General features: G+C 63.2%; 9 protein-coding genes and 8 tRNA genes. 16 read left to right on the top strand and 1 reads right to left on the bottom strand.

Going from position 1 to position 14,716, the window contains the following annotated elements; all coding sequences use genetic code 11:
- Positions 1-289 precede the first annotated feature (289 nt).
- From C2U40_RS04630 to C2U40_RS04595, 8 genes are all read left to right on the top strand, one after another.
- Positions 290-366, top strand: a tRNA-Met gene (locus tag C2U40_RS04630).
- An 8-nt stretch (positions 367-374) separates the two neighbouring features.
- Positions 375-449: transfer RNA gene (locus C2U40_RS04625), tRNA-Gln, on the top strand.
- A gap of 146 nt (positions 450-595) precedes the next feature.
- Positions 596-670: transfer RNA gene (locus C2U40_RS04620), tRNA-Gln, on the top strand.
- 41 nt (positions 671-711) lie between these two features.
- Positions 712-786: transfer RNA gene (locus C2U40_RS04615), tRNA-Gln, on the top strand.
- A gap of 38 nt (positions 787-824) precedes the next feature.
- Positions 825-901 (top strand) — tRNA-Met (locus C2U40_RS04610).
- A gap of 45 nt (positions 902-946) precedes the next feature.
- A tRNA-Gln gene (locus C2U40_RS04605) sits at positions 947-1,021 on the top strand.
- A gap of 36 nt (positions 1,022-1,057) precedes the next feature.
- Positions 1,058-1,134 (top strand) — tRNA-Met (locus tag C2U40_RS04600).
- An 8-nt stretch (positions 1,135-1,142) separates the two neighbouring features.
- Positions 1,143-1,226, top strand: a tRNA-Leu gene (locus C2U40_RS04595).
- Positions 1,227-1,469: 243 nt separating this feature from the next.
- Here C2U40_RS04595 and C2U40_RS04590 read toward each other — a convergent pair.
- Positions 1,470-3,302, bottom strand: a complete 1,833-nt coding sequence (locus C2U40_RS04590) for an SLC13 family permease (protein ID WP_103826978.1) — start codon at positions 3,300-3,302, stop codon at positions 1,470-1,472.
- Between the two features lie 262 nt (positions 3,303-3,564).
- Here C2U40_RS04590 and pnuC point away from each other — a divergent pair, with 262 nt between their 5' ends.
- The 8 genes from pnuC to nifJ all read left to right on the top strand — a co-directional run bounded on the left by pnuC (position 3,565) and on the right by nifJ (position 14,691).
- Positions 3,565-4,287 carry a nicotinamide riboside transporter PnuC gene (pnuC, locus tag C2U40_RS04585; protein WP_024945930.1) on the top strand — a complete coding sequence of 241 codons (723 nt, stop codon included), beginning with the start codon at positions 3,565-3,567 and terminating at the stop codon, positions 4,285-4,287.
- A complete protein-coding gene (locus tag C2U40_RS04580; RefSeq protein WP_103826977.1) occupies positions 4,284-5,009 on the top strand; it encodes a nucleoside phosphorylase in 726 nt (241 codons plus the stop codon). The genes pnuC and C2U40_RS04580 overlap by 4 nt, the downstream gene beginning before the upstream one ends.
- A 127-nt stretch (positions 5,010-5,136) precedes the next feature.
- Positions 5,137-5,808: a Crp/Fnr family transcriptional regulator gene (locus C2U40_RS04575; RefSeq protein ID WP_181014705.1), complete on the top strand. Its 672-nt coding sequence runs from the start codon at positions 5,137-5,139 to the stop codon at positions 5,806-5,808.
- A 43-nt stretch (positions 5,809-5,851) separates the two neighbouring features.
- Positions 5,852-6,169 carry a N(4)-acetylcytidine aminohydrolase gene (gene yqfB / locus C2U40_RS04570; RefSeq protein ID WP_103826975.1) on the top strand — a complete coding sequence of 106 codons (318 nt, stop codon included), beginning with the start codon at positions 5,852-5,854 and terminating at the stop codon, positions 6,167-6,169.
- Between the two features lie 67 nt (positions 6,170-6,236).
- Complete coding sequence (locus tag C2U40_RS04565; protein WP_016351614.1) at positions 6,237-6,638, top strand: DUF1622 domain-containing protein; 402 nt, start codon at positions 6,237-6,239, stop codon at positions 6,636-6,638.
- 200 nt (positions 6,639-6,838) lie between these two features.
- Positions 6,839-8,467, top strand: a complete 1,629-nt coding sequence (locus C2U40_RS04560; RefSeq protein WP_181014704.1) for an alpha-glucosidase — start codon at positions 6,839-6,841, stop codon at positions 8,465-8,467.
- Positions 8,468-8,867: 400 nt separating this feature from the next.
- Complete coding sequence (locus tag C2U40_RS04555) at positions 8,868-10,658, top strand: hypothetical protein (protein ID WP_103826973.1); 1,791 nt, start codon at positions 8,868-8,870, stop codon at positions 10,656-10,658.
- Positions 10,659-11,145: 487 nt separating this feature from the next.
- Positions 11,146-14,691, top strand: coding sequence for a pyruvate:ferredoxin (flavodoxin) oxidoreductase (gene nifJ, locus C2U40_RS04550; RefSeq protein WP_103826972.1), 3,546 nt, complete (start codon positions 11,146-11,148; stop codon positions 14,689-14,691).
- The last annotated feature ends 25 nt before the right edge of the window (positions 14,692-14,716 follow it).

Genomic DNA, 14,716 nt, shown 5'->3' with positions numbered 1-14,716 from the left:
GGCAATTCCGCTCCTACACGAGCTTTCCGGCCAGATTTCTGGTTTAACGTCTAATCCCATGAGAGGCCAGCATTTGCTGGCCTCTTTTTTAACTGGCCAAGGCTCGTATCTGCTGGCAAATGTCGTAAAAAAAACCAGATTGTTGGGCTTTTGCACGACAGCGACCAATAACTCGCCAAACGCACCCAAATTCGGTTTTTCAAACAAAAAAAGGGTTGACGCCCCAGAGCCAGATACGCATAATTCGGCCCGCACAGTGACGAGGCAACGAGGCACTGGAAGCAAGGTTGGCTATGTAGCTCAGTTGGTTAGAGCATCGCACTCATAATGCGGGGGTCACAGGTTCGAATCCCGTCATAGCCACCATCTCTAGTTGGGGTATCGCCAAGCGGTAAGGCAGCGGGTTTTGATCTCGCCATCCCTAGGTTCGAATCCTAGTACCCCAGCCATTATTTCAGTTGTCGGCATTCAGATGTCGGTGACAGGTCAAGGGAAGCAGTGATGGGTGTTGCACTCATCAATGTGCCCAGGTTCAAATCCTGGTATCCCGGCCACGGTTAAAAGATGTTTGATAGACTCTGTCAGGCATCGCTGTTGGGGCATCGCCAAGCGGTAAGGCAGCGGGTTTTGATCTCGCCATACCTAGGTTCGAATCCTAGTGCCCCAGCCATCTTTAAAAGATGTTTGATAGTCTCTGTCAGGCATTGCTGTTGGGGTATCGCCAAGCGGTAAGGCAGCGGGTTTTGATCTCGCCATCCCTAGGTTCGAATCCTAGTACCCCAGCCATTATTCTGTTCTCTTCCACACCGTGGTTGACAACAAACGGCTATGTAGCTCAGTTGGTTAGAGCATCGCACTCATAATGCGGGGGTCACAGGTTCGAATCCCGTCATAGCCACCATTTTTGAAAACGTTCCTTCAATCATCTGATTGCAGAGAACACTGTTGGGGCATCGCCAAGCGGTAAGGCAGCGGGTTTTGATCTCGCCATACCTAGGTTCGAATCCTAGTGCCCCAGCCATTTTTGCTTGTATTCGACGCGAGTCGTGCACAAGAAGGCTATGTAGCTCAGTTGGTTAGAGCATCGCACTCATAATGCGGGGGTCACAGGTTCGAATCCCGTCATAGCCACCATTACTCCTGCGGAAGTGGCGAAATTGGTAGACGCACCAGATTTAGGTTCTGGCGCCCTAGGCGTGAGAGTTCGAGTCTCTCCTTCCGCACCATCAAAAGCAGTACCAAACAGACCAGCTCAGGCTGGTTTTTTTGTATTCGGCGTTTACCGTTTTCCTCCCCCTCTCCATCTCATCGCTCACCTGCACCCCTGCCATGTATCAACGGCTGCGCCTTGTGCTCTCCTCTACGACGGCGCTGATGCCCGACTTTCGCTTCACACCACCCTTTGCATGTCACAGAGCACAGCGGGCAATAAAAAGGCGGCCCACAGGCCGCTATGTCGTTTGCTGTCGTCAGAACGGGAAGAACCAGGGAATGGTGATGACGCTCACCACCATCACCAGCAGGGTGAATGGCACGCCGATGCGCACGAAGTCCACGAACCGGTAGTTGCCGGGGCCCAGCACCAGGGTGTTGACCGGCGAGGAGACGGGCGTCATGAAGGCCGCCGAGGCGGCGATGGCGATGGTCATGGCGAACGGATAGGGGGAGATCCCCATCTGCTGTGCCGTACCCAGCGCAATCGGCGCCATCAGCACCGCCGTCGCAGTGTTGGAGATGAACAGCCCAATGATGGCGCACAGGGCGAACAGGCTGGCCAGCATCACCCGCGGCCCCATCTCCCCTACCGCCGAGATCAGCGCGCCGACGATGAGATCCACCCCGCCGGTCTTTTGCAGCGCCAGCGCGAAGGGCAGCATGCCGACGATGAGGATCAGGGTCGGCCAGTGGATGGACTTGTAGGCGCTCTCCATGTCGATGCAGCGGAATTTGCCCATCAGCAGGCAAGCAATCAATGCCGCGATCACGTTGGGCACCGGATCGGTCACCATCAGGGCGATCATCACCCCGAGGCAAATTAGTGCGTGAATGGCCTGGCTGCGGGCTGGCGCCATCTCGTCCACCTCGGCCGGCAGCCCCAGCAGCAGGAAGTCGCGGCTGTGGGTCTGCAGCAGGCGGATCAGGCTCCAGTTGCCCACCACCAGCAGGGTATCCCCCAGTTGCAGCGCCTCGTCCACCAGCTTGCCACCAAGCGCCTCACCGGCGCGGCGAATGCCCACCACGTTGAGGCCGTAGTGGGAGCGAAACGCCACCTCACGGATGCTCTTGCCGAGCAGGCGGGATTCCGGGATGAGCGACACCTCAGCCATGCCCACCTCCCGCGCCTGGTCGGAGAAGTATTCGCCGCGCAGGATCATGGGTTCGAGTCGCGCCTCGCTGCAGAACTCGCGCACGTCCACCTCGGGGTCGGACATGTCGATGAGCAGCACATCCTTGGCCTGGAACTCGGTCACCCCGGAGACGGTGACCATCACCCGCCGGAACTTGCGCCAGCGCTCCACCCCGATGACGTTGGCCCCGTAGCGGGCCCGCAGTTGCAGCTCGTCCAGGGTCTGGCCGATCAGCGGTGAATCGGGCCGGATCGCCAGCCGGCGCGCCCGGCCGGCCAGCCGGTAGTCGCGAATGAGATCGCGCATGGTGCTGCGCCCGATCTGCTTGCTCTTGCCCTCCTCCCCGTCACGCACCAGGGAGGTACGCATCAGCAGCATGTAGAGGATCCCCATCCCCAGAATAATGACCCCCATGGGGGTGAAGCCAAAGAAGCCAAAGCCGTGGATGTTGTGGCGCATCAGCTCGCTGTTGACCACCATGTTGGGCGGCGTCGCCACCAGCGTCATCATGCCGCTGATGAGGCCGGCAAAGCCGAGCGGCATCATCAGCCGGCCGGCCGGGATCCCCATCCGGTTCGCCACGCTCAGCACCACCGGGATGAAGATGGCCACCACCCCGGTACTGCTCATCACGGCCCCGAGCAGGGCGACCGCCACCATCAGCAGCACCAGCAGGCGAGTCTCGCTGCTGCCGGCCACCTTCACCAGCGCATCCCCCACCTGATAGGCGATGCCGGTGCGCACCAGCCCCTCCCCCACCACGAACAGGGCGGCAATCAGGATGACGTTGGGATCGCTGAACCCCGCCAGCGCCTCCGGCAGGGTCAGGGTGCCGCTCAGCACGAACAAGATGATGATCAGCAAGGCAACCACGTCCATGCGGACCTTGTTGCTCACAAACAGATAAATGGCGCCCACCAGCATGCAGAGGACCCAGACCAACTCGGAATTCACACTTGCTCCTTTTGTTCAGCTCCACCCCGGCCGGAGCGGATTCCATCAGACCACAGCTCATTTCTCCCCGATTTGTTACATATCAATAAAGGGGCAGGGCATCATCGCATATCAGGGCGCCATCGGGGGCCTAAAGTTGCCCCTGCTGTTTGTCCATTCTTTGAGGTGGCTCGGCCCGGGTCGGACAAAAGTCCTGCCAGCCTCCCCCCATCGCCCCTAGAATAGGCCCGGTTAACGCCCCCAATTTTCAAAGGAAACGAAAATGAGCATATTCGAGTGGTTCAGCATCAATCACACCCTGGTGACCATACCGCTGGGCGGTGGTTACGCCATGTCGTGGATTGAAGCCGTCGGCACCCTGTTCGGGCTGGCCTGCATCTGGTGCGCCAGTCAGGAGAAGACCATCAACTACCTGTTCGGGCTCATCAACGTCAGCCTGTTCGCCATCATCTTCTTCCAGATCCAGCTCTACGGCTTGTTGCTGCTGCAGCTGTTCTTCTTCTGCGCCAACCTCTATGGCTGGTACGCCTGGACCCGGCCGGCCAACGCCCAGGGGGATACCCTGCAGATCCGCTGGCTCAGCAAGTCCAAGCTCATCGCCACCGCCGCAGTGAGCGTGCTGGCCATCGCCCTGCTGACCCTCTACATCGACCCGGTGTTCGCCACCCTGGCCCGCACCTCGGTCGCCCTGCTCAACCTGTTTGGCGCCAATCTCGCCACCCCTGAGCCCTCCCCCGATGCCTTCCCCTTCTGGGATGCCAGCATGACGGTGCTCTCCGTGGTGGCCCAGATTCTGATGACCCGCAAGTACGTGGAAAACTGGATCCTCTGGGTAGTCATCAACATCATCAGCATCGGCGTCTATGCCGCCCAGGGGGTCTATGCCATGTCCCTTGAGTACCTGATCCTGCTGTTCATCGCCGCCAACGGCACGCGCCTGTGGATGGTCAGCGCCAAACGTCCGCAACAGGAAGCGATCGCATGAGCCTGCTGCCCCATCTGCAATGCCGCCCGGACCAGATAGCCGAACGGGTGGTGCTGTGCGGCGACCCGGCCCGGGTCGACCGCATCGCCGGCCAGCTCGATGAGTGTGACATGCTGGGCCAGCACCGGGAGTTTCGCCTGATCAACGGCCGCTACCAGGGACTGCCCGTCACTGTGTGCAGCACCGGCATCGGCGGCGCCTCCGCCGTCATCGCGCTGGAAGAGCTGGTGCAGGCGGGTGCCAGCTCGCTCATCCGGGTCGGCTCCGCCGGAGCCCTGCAGCATGAGATAGCGCTGGGGGATCTCATCGTGGTGGAGGGAGCGGTGCGCAGCGAAGGCGCCTCGCAGGCCTACCTGCCCCCCGAGTACCCCGCCTGCGCCGACATCCGCCTGCAGGCCGCCCTGCTCGCTCATCTCGGCGCCAGCGGCCAGCCTCACTGGCACGGGCTGGTGCGCTCCCACGACAGCTTCTACCGGGATGACGAGCAGGACGTCTGTCGCTACTGGCACGCCCGTGGCGTGCTCGGGGCGGACATGGAGACCGCCTCCCTGCTCGCCGTGGGGCGTCTTCGCAAGGTGCGGGTAGCCGCCGTGCTCTGCAACGTGGTGGCCTTCGAGCAGGACGTGCAAGCGGGGGTGAGCGACTACGCGGCCAGCGAAGCCGCCATGATGACCGGCGAGCAGCTGGCCATCGCCGCCGCCCTCCACGCCCTGACGCAATAGACCGGGTCTGCCGGGGCCGCAACGGCCCCGGCAAAACGTTAAGCCCGGCACATTCAGGGGCGCCAAAGCTGGCATCCCGCCTGCGCTCTTGCTAGCCTCATGGCCCTCGTCAAGCCGGGCCTTCACCATGCAGCAACAACCCTATCCGCTCGGTCGCTTTCACGCCGAGCTTGCCGCACTCGAACCGCGCTTTGCCGCGGTGCTGGCAGACTGCACCCTGTTTTCGCGCCGCTATCTGCCCGGTGAACCCATCATGCGCCAAGGGGAGCAGTGCGAGCAGCTCTATCTGGTGGCCCAGGGCCGGATTTCCCTCAACAGCGCGGTCCACTCAGGGCGGTTGTTTCAGCTCGGCGAGATTGAGTGCCATAGCCAGATCTTCGGCGAGATGGAGTTCTTCAGCGCCACCCCGGTGCAGTGGAGCGTGGTGGCCGAGACCGAGCTGGACGCCGCCGTCATCTGCGCCGACAAGCTGGCCAAACGGCTGCTGGCCGAGCCCGAGCTGACCCTCTTCTTCGCCGCGGCGCTCGCCAGCGACTATCTCGATACCCTGGACATCATCACCAGCCGGTTGCTGCACCCCATCGCCTACAACATCGCCTTCGAGCTGTGGCGCGAGCGCCAGCGCACCCCCATGCTCGGCTCGCGCAAGCGGGCCCACGAGGCGGCGCGCTTTGGCACTACCGAGCGGGTTTACCGCCGCGCCCTCAAGGAGCTGATCGAACAGGGCATAGTCGCCGACGGCAGCGACGGCCCGGTCATCGCCGATCTGGCCAGGCTGCGCGCCTTTCTCGACCTTTGATTTCCATTCACCCCATTTCGATTCACCCTGTCAGGAGAGTGCCATGTCTACCTATCCCGAGTTCACCTTCTTCAGCCGCTTCGTCGCCGACATCCAGGCCGGCCGCAAGACCATCACCATCCGCGACGAGAGCGAGGCCAACTGGCAGCCCGGCCAGCGTCTGGCGCTGTTTACCAACCCGGAGCACCAGCCCTTTGGCACCATAGAGGTACTCTCGGTCAAGGCGGTCGCCTTCGATGAGCTCAATGACGAGCACGCCCGCCAGGAGAACATGACCCTCCCCGAGCTCAAACAGGTGATCCGCGACATCTACCCCGCCCTGCCACCGCTCTATATCATTGAATTCAAACTGCTTGATTGAGCCGGATTTGGTCTTTGCCGAGCGATGTGTTAATAGTGTCCTCTTTTGAATCAGGGAGGTGACCCGAGTGTTTGAGATAGCGAGCCTGCGAGAGGGCATGATGCACGGGGTCGAGCTGTTCCAGCTGCTGCTGGAGATCATCTCCATCGCCTGCGTGGTGATAGGGCTGGGCAAGACCCTCTGGCTGGCGGCGCGGGTACGGGATCACGAGCCCGGCTTTCCCCATATCCGGCTCTGTTTCGGCAGCTGGCTCATTCTGGCGCTGGAGTTCCAGCTCGCCGCCGACATCCTGGCCACCACGGTGGCGCCGAGCAAGGAGGAGCTGATCCGCCTCGCCATCATCGCGGTGATCCGCACCTTCCTGAACTACTTCCTCGGCAAGGAGCTGGAAGCCCAAGCGGAACGCCAGCAAGACAAGGCAGAGCGCCAGCAGGAGCAGCGCAGCGAACAGGCCAAGGCGGCCCAGTAGCCCGCTTCCTTGCACTGCGTCATCGCTGAGTGTCGTGCCATCCCGACCACCACCATGGCTCGGGATGGCCCAGTTGTGACCCTCCCCTCACTTTTGGCAATCAGTCAACTATGGAACCCTTTTCAAGCCTTTCCCCGCCCTGTCGAGGGCCCGCGCATCTGCGTAAGATAAACCATCGCTTCCCCCAACCGGCCCAGCTGATGAACAGAGACCCGCTCCACCTCGACCAGTGCGTCATCTACCAGATCTACCCCATGAGCTTTCAGGACAGCGATGGCGACGGTATGGGAGACATCAACGGCATTCGTCAGCGCCTCGGTTATCTGGCCACCCTGGGGGTCGATATGCTGTGGCTCACCCCCCTCTATCGCTCCCCCAAGCGGGACAACGGTTACGACGTGGCGGACTACCGCGCCATCGACCCCGCCTTCGGCACCCTGGCCGAGATGGAGCAGCTGGTAGCCGAGGCGGCCGCTCACGGCATCGGCATCATGATGGATATCGTCGCCAACCACACCTCCACCGAGCATGAGTGGTTTGTGCAGGCACTGGCCGGCGACCCCCGTTATCAGGGCTACTACGTATTCCGCGATCAAGCCTTCGTCGACGCCCATCCGGTCACCTCCATCTTCGGTGGCAGCGGCTGGCAGTACGTGCCGGCGCTTGATCGCTACTACCTGCACAACTTCGATGCGAGTCAGGCCGATCTGGACTGGGACAACCCGGCGGTGCGCGCCGAAATGGCAGAGGTGATCAACTTCTGGCTGGGCAAGGGGATCAAGGGATTTCGCTTCGATGTGATCGACATGGTCAGCAAGACCTGGTCGCCCCTCACCATGAGCAACGGCCCACGCCTGCACGATTATATCCGCGAGCTCAATGCCGAGAGCTTCGGCGGCCAGGGGATCATCACCGTGGGGGAAACCTGGGGGGCCGATCTCGCCCATATGCAGAATTATTCAAACCCCGATGGCAGCGAGTTCAGCATGGTGTTCAACTTCGAACATCTGGGGCTCGGCAGTGACAAGTGGTCATCCCGCTTCGACCCCCTCACCTTCAAACGTGCCATGGCCCGCCACCAGCAGGGGCTGCACGGGCGAGGCTGGAACAGCCTGTTTCTCGGCAACCACGACCTGCCCCGCGCCGTCTCCCGCTTTGGCGATGACAGCCCCAAGTGGCGGGAAACCAGCGCCAAGCTGTGGGCCATGGTGCTGCAGCTGATGCAGGGCACTCCCTTCATCTATCAGGGGGAGGAGCTCGCCATGACCAACCGCCACTGGCAGCCGGACGAGCTGCGCGACGTGGAGGCGATCAACTACCGCGCCAGCCAGGCGGAGCTGGATCCTGCCGAGCTGAGTCGGCGGCTCGATGCCATCGGCCGCGACAACGCCCGCACCCCGATGCAGTGGGACGCCGGCCCCTACGCCGGATTCAGCACGGCCACGCCCTGGATTGCCCTCAACGCCAATCACCTCGAGATAAATGCCACCGAGCAGCTGGCCCGCCCCGACTCGCCGTTCCACTGCTATCGCCAACTCATCGCCCTGCGCAAGGCCCATCCCGTCATTCGCCACGGCGACTTCGAGCTGCTGGATGGTGGGGACGACCCCGATCGCATCGGCTATCGCCGCCGCTGGCAGGATCCGGCAAGCGCAGAGCGGCACACCCTGCTGCTGCTCGCCAACCTCACCGAGCACCCCCTAGTCATGCCACACCTTGACCAGGTGGAGGCAGGTGCCACCCTGCTGATGAGCAACTACCCGGGGCTGCCCACCGCCACCTTTGCCCCCTATCAGGCGGCCGCCTGGCTGCTGCCAGCAAGGGAGTAACGGGCAGCGCTATCCTCCGCCACGGGGGGTGGCCCTTGCCCCCCGATGATTTACCTCCCCTCGGCGGTCGATACGCCCCCGCGATTTACTCACTTAAAAACTTCGCATTTTCAGGCCCGCACCGCCTTGCCAGGCAAAATCCAGTCACGGCTTGCTATCGACAATTGAAATAGTTCAACACCTTGTTTTTATTGGAAATAATCGCCATCAAAAACGACGTTTTTATCATCAAGCGGCGATATTAAACGCTGTTTAGTCAGGGTTAAAAGTCAATTCAGATTTGCGCCCTTGTGGTTCTTCGCCGGCTCCTTATGGTTTCCATCCGAAGCGTGCGGCACAACGCTGCACGCCGAGGTTCAGGCTCGCGGGCACTCTCCCGCCATAACAACAGGAAATCATCATGCGCAAAACCGGCGTGGCACTCGCCCTCTCCACCCTCTTCTGGTTCCACTCGGCCATGGCGGCCCCTCTGATCTTCCCGGACGATCCGACCCTCACCGACGGCCAGCACTCCCCCGCCCTCGATCGCAGCTTCCAGCTGGCCCAGGACGATCTGGGCAACCGGATCCACCAGCTCCACCTGCCCCTCCAGACCGAACCGGAACTGGTGGCGGAGCTGGAGCAGATCGGCAGAGAGCAGGGCTTTTCGGTCAGCACCCACGCTGACATGTACACCTGGACCGAGGACAACATGTGGCTGTCGCGCGATGGCGCCCTCATCTTCCGTCCCCGGGCGCCGCTGGCCAACAAGGGGCGCTACCACACCTTCGTCACCGCCCTGACCGAGCAGAGCCCGGAGGCCGAGCAGGAGGGGCACCACAGCCTCGGCAGCCAGGATTCCCAGGGGCTGGATGATTACATGCTCTCCCAGGCCAACACCTTCGCCGAGGCGCAGGGGCGCGAGCTCATCCCCACCTTCTCCATCATCGATGGCGGCAACATGCTGACCGGCCAGCGGGCCGACGGTACGCCCTATGCCCTGATCGGCCGCGACGCCCTGCTGCAGACCACCCTGCACCACAGCCGGCTGGACAGTGAGCGCATCGCCGCCTTGCAGGAGAAGATGGAGCGCGACGGCGAGTTTCGGCTGCAACTCAGCGAAGAGGAGTGGCTGGGCAGCCCCTATACCTTCCAGAAGGGTCATGACACCGAGGTGGACCTCATTCTGCTGGAAGCCGCCAACCTGCTGCCGCAAGGGCTGGGTGAGCCGCAGCGCCACGCCTTTGCCAGAACCGCGCGTGCCAAGGCCGAGCTCGCCAAGTACGAAGTGGATGGGCCAACCCGGGAGGCGGCGGAGCAGCGGATGTTTCTGAGCCCGCAGCAAGGGGAGCGGATTGCCGAGCGCTATCGCGCCATCCATGGCCAACCGCTGCCGGCCTCCTTCGATCTGCTGACCCGCCTCAAGCAGGAGTACACCAGCCTGGTGGTGACCGCCGACCTTCACTCCGAGTTCAATGATGAGCAGATAGCCAAGGCGCTGCCGACGCTGGCGGCAGATGCCGCCACCCTGGCCCGGCTGGGCCGCATGTTGCAGGCCGGTGGCTACCAGCGAACAGGGCTGGCTGGCGCCGAGCAAGATCACCAGACCCGCCGCTTCCTCGCCATGATGGCCATCAGCCAGCGCCTGATGGCGCAGGAGCTCAAGGTGGCCGAGCGGGATCTGGTGATCCTGGCCCAGCCCGGTTTCCACCTCGACATGGCCATGCGTCCGCTGGCCGACGGTCGCATCTTGCTCAACGATCATGCAGCCAGCGCAGCGCTGATCGAGCAGGTGCTGGCTAGCGATGCCACCCTGAGCGACAGCGAGCGGCAGGAACTTCGCCAGAGCGTGACCGACCTGCGCCAGCAGAGCGCACGCTGGCACAAGATCCACGCCCTCATCCGCCAGCAGTTGAGCGATGCCGGCCTGACCCCCATCGCCACCCCGGGCGTGTTCAGCGTGGGCAAGCGGCCGGTGAACTGGATGAACGGCATCATGGGCACCCGCCAGCAGCCCTTCTACATCACCAATGCCGCCAGCATCGCCCCCCTCAATCAGGCATTCGCCGCCTGGCTGCAACGCGAGGTGGCCGGGCTCACCCCCTATTTCGTGGGTCAGGCTGCCAGCAACAAACGGGAGGAATTCAACCAGGCGGAAGCCCTGCTGCGCGGCAGCGGCGGGCTGGATTGCATCACCCAACACCACGAGTAGGGCAAACCCCTCACACGGGCCGGCATCGCATCAGGCCGGTCCATTCCCCAACGCCAGATCCAAGGGAAATAGTGGTGGCAGAGAGCCGCCAAGGCGATTCAAAAGGGCTCCTTTAGGAGCCCTTTTTTGATGCCGGTAAGCGTTACCCTCCCGCACCATGACCCTGTCATCCCGGCCATGAAACACTCTCGCATCGCCCGACGGCGCAAATTTATTTGCTGCTTGATTATTTATTGACGGGGCCGGATCGACCCATTTTGCGGCCGATCCAGTTAATCGAATTACCCTCAACAACCATCCCGCCCGCCCCTCTGCCGACTTGCCCCCATCACCGGTGGTAGGCCGCCATCCCGCGCCGCCGCTGCCTTCGGCCTGATTATTTATCCCGTTTGTTCCGCGTTAATTTCCACTCTTACTATGGCGACGACCTATCCATGGCCGGCTGATCGCAGCCGTCATTCAAACTGGCATAGCAAGTGGGCAATTCATGATCACCACAGACGGAAACAACGCGGTCGCCTCGGTGGCCTACCGCACCAGCGAAGTCATCGCCATCTATCCCATCACCCCCAGCTCCAGCATGGCGGAACAGGCGTCGGCCTGGTCGAGCGAGCGGGGCCTGAACCTGTGGGGCGACGTGCCACGCGTGGTCGAGATGCAGTCGGAAGGGGGCGCCATCGCCGCCGTCCACGGCGCGCTGCAGACCGGGGCGCTGGCGACCTCGTTTACCTCGTCCCAGGGCCTGCTGCTGATGATCCCCAACCTCTACAAGTTGGCGGGTCAGCTCATTCCCTTCGTGCTGCACGTGGCGGCGCGCACCGTGGCGACCCATGCCCTGTCGATTTTCGGCGATCACTCGGACGTGATGGCGGTGCGCCAGACCGGTTGCGCCCTGCTCTGCGCCAGCAATGTGCAAGAAGCCCAGGATTTTGCCCTGATCGCTCAGGTGGCCAGCCTCAACAGCCGGCTGCCCTTCATCCACTTCTTCGACGGCTTTCGCACCTCCCACGAAATCACCAAGATAGTGCCGCTCGATGACGACACCCTGCGCGCCCTGCTGCCGGCCGAGGCTATCCGTGCCCATCGGGAGCGGGCGCTGACCCCCGACAAACCGGTCATTCGCGGCACCGCCGCCAACCCGGACACCTATTTCCAGTGCCGGGAGGCCACCAACCCCTGGTATGACGATGGGTATCGCCATGTGAGCGAAGCGATGGACGCCTTCGGTGAACGCACCGGCCGCCACTACCGGCCGTTCGAATACGTGGGTCACCCAGAGGCCGAGCGGGTGCTGGTGCTGATGGGGTCCGCCATCGGCACCTGCGAGGAGGTGATGACGCGGCTGATTGAGCAGGGCAAGAAGGTGGGGCTGGTGAAGGTACGGCTCTACCGCCCCTTCTCAGCCGCACACCTGCTGGCAGTCATTCCGCAGAGCGCCCGCAAGATAGCGGTGCTGGATCGCACCAAGGAACCGGGCGCCCTGGCCGAGCCGCTCTATCTGGACGTGATGAGTGCGCTGGCCGAGGCGGTCAGCCGTGGGGATCGCACCAGCCTGCCGCGGGTCATCGGCGGGCGCTACGGCCTCTCCTCCAAGGAGTTCAACCCGGCCTGCGTGCAGGCCATCTTCGATGAGCTGGCGCTGGATAACCCACGGCCGCGCTTCACCGTCGGCATCTTCGACGACGTCACCGGCCTCTCCCTGCCGCTGCCGGCCCTCGATTATTCGAGCCCAGGCCTTGGCAACCAGCACAAGCTGGAGGCACTGTTCTACGGCCTTGGCAGCGACGGCACCGTGTCGGCGGCCAAGAACAGCATCAAGATCCTCGGCAACCACACCGACCTCTACCCCCAGGGCTACTTCGTCTACGACTCCAAGAAGGCGGGTGGGCTCACCGTCTCCCACCTGCGGGTCGGCGAGCGGCCGCTGCAATCGGCCTACCTGGTGGACGAGGCGGACTTCATCGGCTGCCACCAGTGGCAGTTCATCGACATGTACCAGATGGCGGAGCGGCTGAGGCCAGATGGCATCTTCCTGCTCAACAGTCCTTACGACGCCGAGCAGATCTGGCAGCGACTGCCCCAGGAGGTGCAACAGGCCCTGCTCCAGAAGCGTGCGCGCCTCTACACCATCAATGCCGCCAAGATTGCCCGCGAGTGCCAGCTCGGCAGCCGCATCAATACCGTGATGCAGATGGCCTTCTTCCAGCTGACCGCCATCATACCGCCGGCAGAGGCCACCGAGTTGCTCAAGCAGGCCATCGCCAAGAGCTATGGCAACAAGAGTGCCGAGCTGGTCGAGCGCAACTGGCAGGCCCTGGCCGCCACCTGTGAGGCGTTGACTCAGGTGCCGCTGCAGGCACTTGATCCCGCCAGCCACCAGCGCCCGCCCGTGGTATCGACCAAGGCCCCCGACTTCGTGCAGACCGTCACCGCCGCCATGCTGGCGGGGCTGGGTGACAGCCTGCCGGTCTCCGCCTTCCCGCCGGACGGCACCTGGCCGGTGGGCACCACCCGCTGGGAGAAGCGTAACATCGCCAAGGAGGTGCCCATCTGGCAGGCAGACCTCTGCACCCAGTGCAACTACTGCGTGGCGGCCTGCCCCCACTCCGCCATCCGCGCCAAGGTAGTGGACAAAGCGTCGCTGGAGGGTGCCCCCACCACCCTGGACGCCCTCGATGTGAAGGCCCGCGACATGCGCGGTCAGCAATACGTGCTGCAGGTGGCGCCGGAGGATTGCACCGGCTGCAACCTCTGCGTCGAGGTGTGCCCGGCCAAGGATCGCACCGAGCCGAGCCGCAAGGCGATCAACATGGAATCCAGGCTGGATCACCTCGAGGCCCAGAAGGCCAACTACGACTTCTTCCTGGACTTGCCCGAGCGCACCGCCGAGCAGCTGGAGCGCATCGACATCCGCACCTCCCAGCTCATCTCGCCGCTGTTTGAATACTCGGGTGCCTGCTCCGGCTGCGGCGAGACCCCCTACATCAAGCTGCTGACCCAGCTCTACGGGGATAGACTGCTCATCGCCAACGCCACCGGCTGCTCCTCCATCTATGGCGGCAACCTGCCCAGCACCCCCTACACCACCAACGCCGACGGGCGCGGGCCGGCCTGGGCCAACTCCTTGTTCGAGGACAACGCCGAATTTGGCTTGGGCTTCCGGCTCACCGTGGATCAGCATCGCGAGCGGGTACGCCGCCTGCTGGCGAGCCTGGGGGACACCGTCCCGGCCGGGCTGCAACAGGAGCTGCAAGACACCAGCCTGCCGGTCTCCGAGCAGCGCGCCCATATCGAGCAGCTGCGCGCACTGCTGCAGGGGCGCACCGACGCCGCAGCCCAGGAGCTGGCCCGTGATGCGGACTACCTGGTGGAGAAATCGGTCTGGCTCATCGGCGGCGACGGCTGGGCCTACGACATCGGCTACGGCGGGCTCGATCACGTGCTGAGCCTGGGGGAGAACATCAATGTGCTGGTGCTCGACACCCAGTGCTACTCCAACACCGGCGGCCAGCAGTCCAAAGCCACCCCGCTCGGCGCCATCACCAAATTTGGCGAACAGGGCAAGCGCAAGGGGCGCAAGGATCTTGGCGCCAACGTGATGATGTACGGTCATGTCTACGTGGCGCAGATCTCCCTCGGCGCCCAGATGAACCAGACGGTGAAGGCGATTCAGGAGGCCGAAGCCTATCCGGGCCCGTCGCTCATCATCGCCTACAGCCCCTGCGAGGAGCACGGCTACGATCTGGCCCAGAGCCATGAGCAGATGAAGCAGCTGACCGCCACCGGCTTCTGGCCGCTCTACCGCTACGACCCGCGCCGCAGCGAGGAGGGCAAGGCGCCGCTGGCACTGGACTCCCGGGCCCCCAGCGCATCGCTGGCCGAGACCCTGCAGCAGGAGCCCCGCTTCAAGCGGCTGGAACGCCAGTTGCCGGAAATCGCCAGCCAGCTCTATCGGGAGGCGGAGCTGGACGCCAACCGCCGCTTCGCCTGGCTGAGCCAGCTGGCCGGCAAGGAGGCGCCAGCCCAGGAGTAGCAACGCAGACCCACCAACAAACAGG

Origin of the sequence: Aeromonas sp. ASNIH4 (assembly GCF_002934425.1) — a bacterium.
Taxonomy (GTDB): domain Bacteria; phylum Pseudomonadota; class Gammaproteobacteria; order Enterobacterales; family Aeromonadaceae; genus Aeromonas; species Aeromonas hydrophila.
The sequence above is the reverse complement of the archived record's forward strand: the minus strand, read 5'-3'. Positions and strand labels throughout refer to the sequence as shown.

Bases quoted from the DNA above. Each gene is read 5' to 3' on its own strand.
- pnuC (WP_024945930.1), top strand. From the start codon at position 3,565: ATGAGCATATTCGAGTGGTTCAGCATCAATCACACCCTGGTGACCATA.
- C2U40_RS04580 (WP_103826977.1), top strand. From the start codon at position 4,284: ATGAGCCTGCTGCCCCATCTGCAATGCCGCCCGGACCAGATAGCCGAA.
- C2U40_RS04575 (WP_181014705.1), top strand. From the start codon at position 5,137: ATGCAGCAACAACCCTATCCGCTCGGTCGCTTTCACGCCGAGCTTGCC.
- yqfB (WP_103826975.1), top strand. From the start codon at position 5,852: ATGTCTACCTATCCCGAGTTCACCTTCTTCAGCCGCTTCGTCGCCGAC.
- C2U40_RS04560 (WP_181014704.1), top strand. From the start codon at position 6,839: ATGAACAGAGACCCGCTCCACCTCGACCAGTGCGTCATCTACCAGATC.
- C2U40_RS04555 (WP_103826973.1), top strand. From the start codon at position 8,868: ATGCGCAAAACCGGCGTGGCACTCGCCCTCTCCACCCTCTTCTGGTTC.
- nifJ (WP_103826972.1), top strand. From the start codon at position 11,146: ATGATCACCACAGACGGAAACAACGCGGTCGCCTCGGTGGCCTACCGC.